At 63.1% G+C, this 12651-nt stretch carries 9 protein-coding genes; 2 read left to right on the top strand and 7 right to left on the bottom strand.

Annotation, left to right across the window (positions count from 1 at the left end):
- Positions 1-9: 9 nt before the first annotated feature.
- The 4 genes from DQW77_RS03065 to DQW77_RS03050 are packed head-to-tail and all read right to left on the bottom strand — an operon-like array spanning position 10 to position 3575.
- Positions 10-1083: a polysaccharide biosynthesis/export family protein gene (locus DQW77_RS03065; RefSeq protein WP_113256713.1), complete on the bottom strand. Its 1074-nt coding sequence runs from the start codon at positions 1081-1083 to the stop codon at positions 10-12.
- Positions 1083-1664, bottom strand: a complete 582-nt coding sequence (locus DQW77_RS03060) for an N-acetyltransferase (protein WP_113256712.1) — start codon at positions 1662-1664, stop codon at positions 1083-1085. The genes DQW77_RS03065 and DQW77_RS03060 overlap by 1 nt, the downstream gene beginning before the upstream one ends.
- Positions 1654-2346, bottom strand: a complete 693-nt coding sequence (locus DQW77_RS03055; protein WP_113256711.1) for a sugar transferase — start codon at positions 2344-2346, stop codon at positions 1654-1656. Before DQW77_RS03055 ends, DQW77_RS03060 begins: the two co-directional genes overlap by 11 nt.
- A gap of 5 nt (positions 2347-2351) precedes the next feature.
- Positions 2352-3575 carry a UDP-N-acetylglucosamine 4,6-dehydratase gene (locus tag DQW77_RS03050; RefSeq protein WP_258523651.1) on the bottom strand — a complete coding sequence of 408 codons (1224 nt, stop codon included), beginning with the start codon at positions 3573-3575 and terminating at the stop codon, positions 2352-2354.
- Positions 3576-3899: 324 nt separating this feature from the next.
- Here DQW77_RS03050 and DQW77_RS03045 point away from each other — a divergent pair, with 324 nt between their 5' ends.
- The gene (locus DQW77_RS03045) at positions 3900-6626 is read left to right on the top strand and encodes a Hint domain-containing protein (RefSeq protein ID WP_113256709.1); all 2727 of its coding nucleotides are present in this window, start codon (positions 3900-3902) and stop codon (positions 6624-6626) included.
- Positions 6627-6639: 13 nt separating this feature from the next.
- Here DQW77_RS03045 and DQW77_RS03040 read toward each other — a convergent pair whose 3' ends face one another.
- Positions 6640-8298, bottom strand: coding sequence for an NAD+ synthase (locus tag DQW77_RS03040; protein ID WP_113256806.1), 1659 nt, complete (start codon positions 8296-8298; stop codon positions 6640-6642).
- A gap of 159 nt (positions 8299-8457) precedes the next feature.
- Here DQW77_RS03040 and DQW77_RS03035 point away from each other — a divergent pair, with 159 nt between their 5' ends.
- Positions 8458-9903, top strand: a complete 1446-nt coding sequence (locus DQW77_RS03035; protein WP_181711185.1) for an MORN repeat-containing protein — start codon at positions 8458-8460, stop codon at positions 9901-9903.
- Between the two features lie 529 nt (positions 9904-10432).
- Here DQW77_RS03035 and DQW77_RS03030 read toward each other — a convergent pair.
- Together DQW77_RS03030 and DQW77_RS03025 are read right to left on the bottom strand one after the other, a co-directional pair.
- Positions 10433-11962: a cryptochrome/photolyase family protein gene (locus DQW77_RS03030; RefSeq protein WP_113256708.1), complete on the bottom strand. Its 1530-nt coding sequence runs from the start codon at positions 11960-11962 to the stop codon at positions 10433-10435.
- Positions 11956-12621 (bottom strand): SDR family NAD(P)-dependent oxidoreductase, encoded by a 666-nt coding sequence (locus DQW77_RS03025; RefSeq protein WP_113256707.1) that lies wholly within the window; start codon positions 12619-12621, stop codon positions 11956-11958. The genes DQW77_RS03030 and DQW77_RS03025 overlap by 7 nt, the downstream gene beginning before the upstream one ends.
- Between the last annotated feature and the right edge of the window lie 30 nt (positions 12622-12651).

Genomic DNA, 12651 nt, shown 5'->3' with positions numbered 1-12651 from the left:
CCGGGACGTTCAGTCATCATCGGCGATGTCACCGAACTGGCTGGTGGCGAGGACAGTGGGCAGCAATACGCGGATCGTGTCGTTCCAGCGGGTCAGCGGCGACCGTACCACATAAACCACATCGCGCGGTTCGAGCACGAACCGTGTGCCCAGAAGCATGCCCGATGGCGAACTGGTTTTGAGCTGGAACACGGTGATCTTCCCGGCGGGCGTGTTCCCGCGCTGGCGGAACACGAAGATGCCCCGCGCATCGGCACGCACCTCGTCGAGACCTCCACGGCGCGCCAGAGCCTGCGTGAGGGTTACCCTGTCCAGCGACAGGTCGATCACCCCCGGCTCGACAAGTTCACCCAGAAGATAGGCTTCCTGTGCCCGACGCCGCGGCACATTAACCACATCGCCGTCGTGCAGCACGGGGTTGTTGCGCCGCAACCCGCCGTCGAGGAAACCGGCCATGTCGACACGGTATCGCCGGTTGCCGCGTTGTATCGTGATGCCGCCCGGATCGCCGGTATCGGTCAGCCCGCCCGCCGCGTTCACCGCCGCAACCAGCGTCAGCGGCACCGTGGTCAGTGGCTGCCGTTTCGGCGCCTCCACTTCACCCGCGACGATGACGCTCTGGGAATTGAAGGCCGCCACGCGCACTTCGACCTGGGGGGCGGGAATGTATTCGGCCAGCCGGGTCGCGATCTCCGTGCGGATCATGCCGGTCGTACTGCCCGCCGCCTCGACCTGGCCAATGAACGGATAGAAGAAACTGCCATCGGACTGGACGCGGAAACCGCTTTGCTCGGCGCTGCGGTCGCTGCCAGCCGGCAGCGTCAGTTCTGGGTGGTCGAATACGATCACGTTGAGAACGTCGCCAGACCCGACACGATAATCCCAGGCCCGCCCCGACGGAATCTGCGCCGGCAAATGGTCGCGACCGGAGGCCGCGAAGGTGGCGATGTTGCCGGCATCAAGGCGGATGATCTCGACATCCTCGGGGGCCGCAGCCTGACCTGCCTGGGTAACGGGAAAGGTCACGAAACCCTCGGAGCACGCCGAAAGCGCGAAGAGAAGCATCAGGGCCACCGCGCGCATCACAGATCCCGCACGTAGATGGTTGACTTGCGCCCCTTGTGGACCTCTGTTTGCGCTACCGGCCGCGCCCCCATCACGGTGTGAAAACCGTGCGCCGCCACAAGGCTTTCGCCCACGAAGAACCTGTAGGCAGACACGCCGCGGCGACGGCAATGCGCCTCGAACGCGCGGTAAAGCCGCCCGGCGACGCCGGTGCCCCGTGCGGCTTTTTCGACGGCAAGGCTGAACATCTCATGCTCCGGCAGGTCAATGCCGTGCGGCCGGGCGCCAGAGTGACGCAGGATTTCGGCCACGCCCAGAAGCTGGCGCGGTTGCAGCGCGAGAGGCGCGAGCGACACCGCCAGCCGCGGCCAGGCGCGGATCAACTGCCCGTAGACCGGCCCCATGCCGCAACCGCCCGACACGAACCCCACGATCCTGCCATCCCGGGATTCGGTGATGAGCGCGCTTTCGGCGCTTGCGTCCATGCACCGATAGAGAAGGGCAAGAAACCGTGGTCCGAGCGTGGCAAGGAACCCCTGATCAAGGCAGGACATATGCAACGCGGCGATCTGACGGTATGCCTGCGGATCACGTTGCACGGCGAGCCCCGTTCACGGCCACTCCGCTGGAAAGAGCCTCGGGCATGGCCGGCAGGTCCGGGAAGACACGCCAGGCGATCATCGAGTACGGGAACACCACCACCCAGGCTGTCACGCAGATCAGCAACAGGTCGGTGACCACCGATTGCCGCGCAACGTACCACTCCTCCAGCATCCCCTTGTAGGGCATGATCGCCCTGTCATAGAACCGCGAAGGTTGCACGCTGGCGGCCATCATCGCGGCTTCGTCACGGAACACGACCGATCCGATGCCGGACAGGCCCGGCCGGACCTTCACGATGACGGCCTGCGACCGCCGAGGAAAGGCGTTGAAACAGCGCCGGGTCTGGGGGCGGGGGCCGATGATGCTCATGTCACCCAGAAGGATATTGAAGAGCTGTGGCAGTTCGTTGATCTTGGTAGCCCGCAGGAGACGCCCGAACGGCAGCACCCGCGGGTCATCCTGGAGCGTGATTGTTCCGGTGCCGATCTCCGGGCTGTTTTTCAGCATGGTTGCGAACTTGATCAGCCCGAACATCCGGCCGCCGCGCCCCACGCGCTCCTGACGAAAGAAAACCTCACCCTCCCCGGTGATGCGAAGGATCACGATCACGGGCACCAGAAGCGGAGAAAGGGCAACCAGAGCGATGGTGGAAAGGGCTATATCCAGAAGGCGTTGCATGGCTCTCACATCCTGTTGTCGAGGTTTCTGCCGGTTTCGACATGGTTGAAATCCGGGATCATCGCGTCGAAGAGGGCAAGGATTTCGGGCTTGTCTCGATGATCACAAACACGGATGCGGCGAATGCCGGACAGGAACCGATCAAGCCGGGCCGCATCGAAAACGGCGTCGTTCCGGATCACACCGAGAGCTTCGAACCGCTCCATGTCCAGGTTTTCCGACGCGGTGAAGAATTCCTCGAAATCCTTTTCACCCGTCGTGTCGCTGGCGAAGAAATAGACCGGCCATCTGCCTTTCGGGATCAGGTCGGCGGCGCTGTCGCGGGCCTCGTCCTCGGTCGCGCATTCATGGGGCTCGTACCCGTGGGTACGCAGATACCGCGCCGCGATGTCGGAAAACCGCGTGAGGCCAAGAGCCGGGCCGAGCTTTGGAAAGAAGATGTCGCGATTGCCGCCAAGCAGGCAGGACATCAGGCACAGCTCGCCTGCTTCGCGCGGTGTCATGAAATACCGCCATACATCGTCAGGAGCCGAAATCGGCTGGTTCTTGGCCAGACGCTGATTGAAGCCGTGAAGAAGCGAGCCGTCCGAAAACGCGACATTGGCGAACCGGGCCATCGAGACCGGCAGTTCCAGGCTTTCGCGCATCAGGAACAGCTCCATGATCCGCTTGCTGGCGCCCATCATGTTCGCCGGCTTGACGGCCTTGTCACTGGACACGCAGAAATACTTCCGGGTGCCCGTTTCGCGGGCCGCGCGCATGGTCGCGATGGTGTTGAGTATGTTGACCTCGATCAACCGCATCAGGGTGAAGGGATCCCGTTCGCTTCGCACATGCTTGAGCGCGGAAAGGTTGAGCACGTAATCGTAGCCGGCGTCGGCTTTCATCAGGGCCCTGAATTCCCTGCTGCCACAATCTATTGCGAAAGTGCGGAAATCGGCCCCGTTGTAGCCCAGTGTGCTGCGAAGGTCGCGCACCAGTTCGACCATGTTGTTCTCGCTTATGTCGACAATGTGGAGAGTGCGGGGACAGCGCCTGAAGATTTCGCGGGTGACCGCCTGCCCGATGGAGCCCGCACCTCCGATGACAAGAAAGCGTGACACGCCCACGAGATGGCGCAAGCGGGCCTCTTGCGCCTCGATATCGGCGACGAATAGCGGACGGTCGCGGCCGATAAGCCCCAGCATCCGCATCGTGTCTGCCTGGCCTGTCTGACTCTGGATTGACATGGTTATCACCGCCGCCGGTTTCTACCTAAGCGGGTGCAGTTAACGAATCATTTATTAAATATTCCTTAACCGCATGAGGATTCATCAGCCGCGCGCAGCACGCATCGTAGTTGCGGCACCACGATGGGGCACCGCGATGCGGGAACGCGCTTGCCGAAACGCAATTCAGGAGTTATCGTTGATCGTGCTTGATTTTCCGGCGGAAGATCAGGCTGTTGACAAGAAAGGCCGCGAGAAGAGAGGGCATGAAGCCTCCCGAAGCGCCCGAGCAGACGAACAGACCCATGACAAGCGCCGACAGAGCGCAGATACAGGCGAATACCCATGCCCACATACAGTGGCCTTCAATTCTATGATGTAGACCCGCGGTCGATCTTCAGCAATGCGACCGGCGGCACCGCCGTCTACACCGGTCCCGGCAGCGCCGACGGCACCCTGACCATATTCGACACCGGGTCGGGTGTGGACGGCCTTGAACTGACTGACGACAACCGCGGCGAGGGCGGCACCACCGCCGATGCGACGATCGGGGGCAATACCTCGACCGGCGTCACTGCCGATGCCGAGTGGGGCTGGACGATTCGGGACACCGTGACCGGCGAGGTCTTCAATGTCGTGCAGCTTGAAATCGAGGGCGGGGCGGCGGCCGGGAATTACACACTGTCGGAAAAGCCGCTTGTCGCGGGGCGGACCTACGAGACGCTCAACTCCGACTCCCTGCCGGAAAACGGGGACGGGACTGTCTTCACGTATGCCAATTTCGTCTCCGAGGACGATCTGACCGACGGCATCGTGAGCGGCACTGCCAATGATGACCTGATCGACGGTGCCTATTCGGGAGACGATGACGGCGACGTGGTGGATGGCGGCGATGCGCCCGGTGCGTCCGCCACATCGCTGAGCCTGAACTGGACAGCCGAGGGCGGCGACGGGCAGGACATCTCGGGTGGGTTCACGCAGGATACCGGCGGCATCGAGGTCGCTGTCACCTTTGACCAGAGCCCGACGACCGATACGATTGCAGTGGAGACCGGAACCCAGTTCGTCGGAACCGGAGAGCCGTTCGACAGCAATTCATCGGCCTATCTGTTCGGCACGCATTCCGGCTCGGACACGGTCACCACCACGCTGGATTTCTCGGCAGTGGCGGGATCAGGCTATGCCGATGCGGTGGAGAACGTGCAGTTCCGTGCCAACGACATTGACGAAGGCGGCTGGCAGGACATCGTGACCGTCCGCGCCTTCGACCCGGAGGGCAATCCCGTCACCGTGAACGTGGACCTTAGCGGGAACACGTCCGACACCGTCAGCGGCGACACCGTGACTGGCGGCGGAGGGGTGAACAACACTGCCGGCCAGAACGACGGCTCGGCGCTCTTTACCATCGCCGGCCCGGTTTCCAGCGTCGAGATCGAATACGACAACGGCGGCACTGACGGCCAGGGCCTCAACATCACGGATGTACATTTCGATACCATCCCGACAGGTGCCGACGACGACTCGATCGAGGCCGGCGAGGGCCAGGACACGGTTCTTGCCGGCCTGGGCGACGACACCGTGACGGGCGGTGCAGGCAATGACAGCCTGAGCGGCGAGCAAGGCGATGACACGCTCTACGGTGATGACCAGCCGCCCGGCAACGACTGGCAATACGCGTTCTACGACAAGGACTTCACCAGCGCCGACGGTCAGGCTTTCGACATCGAGGATGGCACGCTTGCCGAAGAAGGGTACACGGACGATTTCGATGTCGAGGGGCTTGCGCAGCAAGTTCGCGGTAGCGGCAACAATCCCGAGGATTTCGGCGTCATCTACACCTCGACGCTCACCGCAGCAGACACCGGAACCCACCGATTCGATACCACCTCCGATGACGGCTCCACCATCCGGATACTCGATTCCGACGGAAACCCCGTCACCTTCACCAACCAGGGCGGCACGACCGGGCCGTTCATGGACAACGACCAGCACCAGGCACCGACGACGCGATGGGGCGACGTCGATCTGACGGCGGGCGAAACATACACGATCGAAATCCGCTATTGGGAAAACGGTGGCGGGCAGGTCCTGTCATCGGATGTCACCACACCGGACGGCACGACCACAAACTTGTTGAACAGCTCGCTGATCTCCGGTCCACCTGCCGCGCCCGGCGGTGACGATACCCTCACAGGGGGCGCCGGCGCCGACCTGATGGATGGCGCCGGAGGGGACGACATCCTCAATATCGGCGGCGGCGATACCGCGCTCGGCGGCGGCGGCGACGACACCTTCGTAATCGACGCCGCGGCCCTGACGGGTGGCGGCACAGTCACCGTGGACGGGGGCGAGGAGGACGAAACGGCGGGGGATACGCTGGACCTGAGCGGTTTCGTCACGGCAAACAACATCAGCTACTCCAACACCGATCCCGGTCCGGGCGGCATGTCGGGCACAGCTACGCTGAACGACGGCACCATTGTCAGTTTCTCCAATATCGAGGATGTGGTGATCTGTTTCACCACGGGCACGCGCATTCTCACGCCTCGGGGCCAGCGCCCGGTCGAGGATCTCGCACCCGGTGACGCGGTCGTGACACGCGACAATGGCGTACAGGCTGTACGATGGGCGGGACGTCGGCGCGTGGCGGGCACCGGACGTTTCGCCCCGATCCGTATCAACGCGCAAACAATGGGGAATGACCGGGCGCTTCTGGTGTCGCCCCAGCACCGGATGCTGCATTGTTCGGCGGTCGCGACGCTATATTTCGACAGCCCCGAGGTACTGATCCCCGCCAAGCATCTGATCAACGGCAGTTCGATCGTCCAAGAGGAAACCGAAAGCATTGAATATGTGCACCTGCTTTTCGACCGGCACGAAATCATTTTCGCGGAGGGCTGCCCGAGCGAAAGCTTCCACCCCGGCCAGATCGGGCTCAGCGCGGTTGCGGGTCCGGCACGCGAGGAGCTTTTCCAGCTCTTTCCGGACTTGCGAAGCAATCCGAACGGGTATGGCCAGACGGCGCGCCAATGCCTGCGCGCCCACGAGGCCCGCGCGCTTCAATCCGCTTGAGGCGCACCGGCGGTCAGCCTCTGTCGCGCCAGCGGTTCGCGATCGGGTAACGCCGGTCAAGCCAGAACGCCTTTTTCGACAGGCGTGTACCCGGCGCGGACTGGAACCGCTTGTATTCGCTGATGTAAAGCAGATGCTCAACCTTCTGCGCATCGGCCCGGTCATGACCCGCGGCAACACAATCCGAGATTGAGCCGTCTCGGTCCACGAGGATATCGAGAATGCTGTCGAGCACCGGATAATCGGGAAGAGAATCGCTGTCTTTCTGATCCTCCCGCAGTTCCGCCGACGGGGCTTTGTTAATGACATTCGCGGGGATGACCGGCCCCTCGGGGGCCTTCATCCATTGGCGGTGATTGGCGTTGCGCCACCTGCAGATATCGAACACCCGGGTCTTGTAGAGATCCTTGATAGGATTGTAGCCACCGGCCATATCGCCGTAAATCGTGGCATATCCTACCGCCACTTCGGATTTGTTGCCGGTGGTCAGCAGCATCTCGCCGAACTTGTTGGACATGGCCATGAGCAGCAGACCGCGGAGGCGTGACTGTATGTTCTCTTCGGTGATATCCGGTTGGGCGTCCGCGAACAATGGCGCCAGGGTATTCGTGATCGCGGCCCGGCCTTCCGCAATCGGCACGAAATCATAATGACAGCCGAGGTTTTCGGCCACGGCCTTCGCGTCCGCCAGCGAGGCCTCGGACGTGTATTCCGAGGGCAGCATCACGCAACGTACGTTTCCGGGGCCGAGGGCATCCGCCGCGATCGTGGCCACGATCGCACTGTCCACACCGCCTGAAAGGCCCAGAAGCACCTTCGAGAAACCCGTCTTGCGCATGTAATCGCGCAAGGCCAGGACCATCGCGTTGTAATCCTGCTCCAAGAGATCCGGCACGTGCGCGAGCGGACCCTTTTGCGCTGTCCAGCCATCCTCGCCGCAGACCATGTCCAGATGCGCGACCGCTTCTTCGAACAGAGGCATCTGAAGGGCCAGCTCTCCGTGCGGATTGACCACGAATGTGCCGCCGTCGAAGACCTGATCGTCCTGCGCGCCCACAAGGTTTAGATAGATCAACGGCAGCCCCGTTTCGACCACACGCGAGACCATCAGGGTCTGACGCACCTCCAGCTTGCCGCGGTAATAGGGCGAGCCGTTGGGCACCAGCAGGAATTCGGCCCCTGTTTCGGCAAGGGTCTCGGCCACGTCCTCGTACCAGCTGTCCTCGCAGATCGGGCTGCCGATCCGCGTGTCGCCCACCGAATAGGGCCCGCCGACCGGCCCGGAGGCGTACAGGCGCTTTTCGTCGAACACGGTCTCGTTGGGCAAATGATGCTTGAGAACCCGCGCCGTGATATGCCCGCCGGCAAGAATGTAATAGGCGTTGTAAAGCTCTGCCCCCACCAGCGCCGGACCACCGATCGCCAAGGCGGGACCCTGGGCACAATCGCGCGCCAGCCCCTCGATCGCGGCGATCGCGGTCTGGTGAAAAACCGGTTTCATCACCAGATCCTGCGTATTGTACCCCGTGACGAACATTTCGGGCAACGCGACCAGATCGGCCCCGGCGGCCCGTCCGTCTTGCCACGCGGCGTGCGCGCGCGCCGCGTTGCCGTCGATATCCCCGACTGTCGGGTTGAGCTGTGCCAGCGTCAGGCGGAAGCGGTCTGCCATGTTCATCCCCTTCCATTGCAACCTGAGGACCGATTTAGCAGATTGAAAGGCAAGGGAAAGCCGAATTGAGCAAAACCCGTTGTCAGCCTGCCGCCGGTCCTCTAGATTTCCGGCATCCGCCGGGCTTGGGCGCACGGTGTTGGGGCATCCGGGGCAGAAATGGTTAGATCTCTGACGAAAACGATTATCCTGACGGCTATCCTCGCCGCATCCGGCAACTTGCAGGCGCAGGCGCAGGATGGCGAGGTGCGCACCAAGCAGTATGACGACGGCGGGGTCTATGAGGGCACTTTCAAGAATGGCCTTCAGCATGGCACCGGCACCTACACTTTGCCAAATGGCTACGAATACACCGGCGAATGGGTCGAGGGGCAGATCAGGGGCCGCGGCGTGGCCAGGTTTCCGAACGGATCGGTCTACGAGGGCGAGTTCGAGGCCGGCAAGCCGCATGGCGTGGGGAAGATCGTGTTCACGGACGGCGGCACTTACGAGGGTACCTGGCAGGACGGCAAGATCACCGGGCGCGGCGTGGCGGTCTATGCCAACGGGGTGCGCTACGAGGGCGAGTTCCGCAACGCCATGCATCACGGCGAGGGGGTGATGGAATCGCCCGGCGGTTACGTCTACGAGGGCGACTGGGACAACGGCGTGAAGGACGGCCAGGCGCGCATCACCTACCCGGATGGCGCGACATATGAAGGCGAGGTCAAGCAGGGGGCGCGGCATGGAGAGGGCACCCTGACAATGCCGGACGGGCTGGTGTACGAGGGGCGCTGGCAGGACGGACAGATAGACGGCAAAGGCAAACTGACCCAGCCCAACGGCGATGTCTACGAAGGCACGCTGGTAAGCGGCCGCCGCGAAGGCGAAGGGCGCGTTACCTATGCCAACGGCGATGTCTACGAAGGTGAATTCAAGGATGACAAGCGCCACGGACAGGGCACCTTCACCGGTACCGACGGCTACAAGTACGTGGGCACCTGGGTGGCCGGACAGATCTCGGGGCAGGGCCGCGTGACCTACCCTGACGGATCGGTCTACGAGGGTGAATTCCGCAACGATCTCGCCAATGGCGAGGGCAAGATCACCTATCCTGACGGTGCAACCTACGAGGGCGAATGGGTGGACGGCGTGATCGAGGGCGAGGGCCGGGCAACCTATCCCAACGGTCTGGTCTACGAGGGTGGGTTCAAGGACGCCAAGAACCACGGCTTCGGTGTCATGACCTACGAGGATGGCTACAGGTACGAAGGTGAATGGAAAGAGGGCAAGCGCCACGGCGAGGGCAAGGCCACATACCCCGATGGCACGGTCTATACCGGCGACTTCCGAGAGGGGCAACGCCATGGCGAGGGCGAGATCGTTATGCCCGGGGGTTTCCGTTACACCGGTGAATGGCGCAACGGTGAGATTTCAGGCCGCGGCGTGGCCACCTATGCCAATGGTGACGTCTACGAGGGGATGTTCCTCAAGGGCAAGCGCCAGGGCGAAGGTACGATGCGCTATGCCTCCGGCGAAGAGGAAAGCGGCCAGTGGCAGGACGGGAGCCTGGCCCGGACCGATCCCGAACCGCAGGACGCCGGCGCGGAAGAAACCGCCGAGTAACCGCCTTCGGCGCGGATCAAACGACACTGGCATCGCGACGTCGTTCTTTCTTTCATCGCGGCGCAAGGAGCCTGCCGGTGTCGAGCCCGATTCACACAAGGCCCGTCTGCCTTCTCCGCCGGGGCAACCTGCCGGGTCATGTGTCGACCGGCGCCGCGGGGAAATCGGCGGCGCAGGCGTTCGGGCACGTGGCAACCGTCAGGGATACGGCGGTCATGCGAGAAGATGTTCCAGGGCATGACCTTGGCGCCCGCGAACCGGGATGAAGGCGGTTGGCGCGGCCACCGAAGCGGGCACCCAAATGCTCCGGACCTTCCCGGAACCCGCGACGGTTTTTCAGTTCCACGGCCGGCCACGGCACTGCCCCTCCAAGCGAGGCAAAGGCACGCATGACCAACCACCGCCGCCCAGGGCGTATGGCGTTCAATCGGAGACGGCCGGGGGACGGGTTGGGGCGGGCCGGCGCGTGCCCGTCGCTGGCACGACGGGCGGGTGAAATCCGATCTGGCGCAACATGCTTTGAGCCGATTCAGACAGGTTCGTCCGCATCCAGGCGCGCCAGGATTCTGCCGGCGCCTTCCCGCACCGCCGCGCGCTTTTGGCTGCTCATGCGGTCCCAGCCCCGATACATCTGAGCCATGCGCGGGTTGGCTTCGAAGCGATCACGGTGCCGGTCCATGAAATCCCAATAAAGCAGGTTGAAGGGGCACGCGCGCTCACCGGTCTTTTCCTTCACCGAATACGCGCAGCTACCGCAGTAATTCGACATCCGGTCGATGTAGTTTCCCGAACTCACGTAAGGCTTGCTGGCGATGATGCCCCCATCGGCGAACTGGCTCATGCCAACTGTGTTGGGTGCCTCCACCCATTCGAACGCATCGGCATAGACAGACAGATACCACTGATGCACCTGATGCGGGTCCACCCCGGCCAGGAGGGCGAAGTTGCCGGTGACCATCAGCCGCTGGATGTGGTGCGCGTACGCCTCCTCGCGGGTCTGGGCGATGGCGCTGCGCATGCAGGCCATGCCGGTTTCCGCGCCCCAGTACATCGCCGGAAGGTCACGGCGGTGACCAAGCGCATTGCGGCGTGTGTAGCCGGGTCCTTCGCGGAAATAGATCCCGCGCATGTATTCCCGCCAGCCGATGATCTGGCGTATGAACCCCTCGGCGGCGTTGATCGGTACGTTCCCGGCACGCCATTCGTGCTCCACGCGCTCGCACACCTCCATCGGCTCCAGAAGCCCGATGTTGAGATAGGGCGACAGCACCGAATGATGAAGGAAACGGTCATCGTTCAGCATCGCATCCTGATAATCCCCGAACCCCGCAAGCAGATTTGTGGAGAAGTGATTCAGCGCGTCCAGGGCTTCGGATCTGGTGACGGCCAGGCAGAAGGGGCGCAGCCGGCCGAAGTTGCCGCCAAAGCGCGCCTCGACAAGATCGAGCACCTCCTCGGTCACAGCGTCTGGCACAAACCGCTTCGGTCCGGGTCGCAGCATGTCGGCCGCTGCGGGCTTGCGGTTGTCATGGTCGAAATTCCACTTGCCACCCGCCGGCGTGCCATCTTCCATGAGAAGCCCGGTGCGCCGCCTCATCTCTCGATAGAAGTACTCCATGCGCAAGGTCTTGCGCCCCTCCGCCCACTGATCGAAAACTTCGGTCGGGCAAATGAAACGGTCGTCCGGCAACATCGTGACGGTCAGCGGCGCATCTTCCAGCGCTTCTATCAGCCGCCATTCGCCGGGACGGGTGACAATGATCTTGTCGGTTGCATGATCCTGCCCGCGCCGCAGCAGCTCGCCAACGATGGATGTTGCCGCGCCGGGATCGTCGAACCGGGTATAAGCCACCTGCCAGCCATCCGCCCGCAGTTCTTCCGCGAAATGACGCATCGCAGACAGCACGAGTGCGATCTTGGCCGGGTGATGGGGCACATAGGCTGCCTCATCGGCCACTTCGGCCATGACCACCAGATCACCTGACCTGTCACCGTCGCGCAGCGCCGACAGCGCATGCGAAAGCTGATCGCCAAGAACCAGGATCAACCGGTTCACCATGGCACCGTCTCGCCCTGCCAGTCGTAGAAACCACCGGTGTCCTCGGCGTCGAGCCCGTCAATCACCATCAGCAGGTTCTGTGCTGCCTCCTGCGGGGTCACCGAAGGATGCCGGCCAAGGTATTTCTCGGTAAAGGCGGTTGCGACAGTTCCGGGGTGCAGCGCCACGCAGGCCGCTTTCGGGTGCGTGCGTGCCAATTCGATCGAGGCGCCACGGATCATCTGGTTCAGCGCGGCCTTGGACGTGCGATAGGAATACCAGCCACCCATCCGGTTGTCACCGATCGACCCGACCCGCGCCGACAGCGCCGCAAAGACCGACGAGCGGTCGCGCGGCAGAAGGTGCCGCGCATGTCCGAGCACCAGAGAAGGCCCTACGCAGTTGAGCATGAACTGATCCGCCATCGCCCTAGACGTCACCTGCGACAGGGCCTTTTCAGGCTGCGCGCCATCAATCTCCAGAGCGCCAGTCGCCACGAAGACAAGGTCGAACACGCCATCCAGGCGCCCGAGTGCCGCCTTGACCGACGCTTCGTCTGTCACGTCTAGGCCATCCTTGCGCCGGGAGAGGCGGGTAACCCTGACGCTCCGCGCCTCGAGCGCCCCGGATAAAGCGCTGCCGATACCGCCCGAAGCGCCTATGATGAGAGCTGTTTCCATGACAAGGGCAAGTAGCTGCGCGACCTCGGG

Source organism: Roseovarius sp. TE539, assembly GCF_003298505.1.
Lineage (GTDB): Bacteria > Pseudomonadota > Alphaproteobacteria > Rhodobacterales > Rhodobacteraceae > Roseovarius.
Note: the sequence above shows the minus strand (reverse complement) of the source record. Positions and strands in the feature narration are given on the sequence as shown.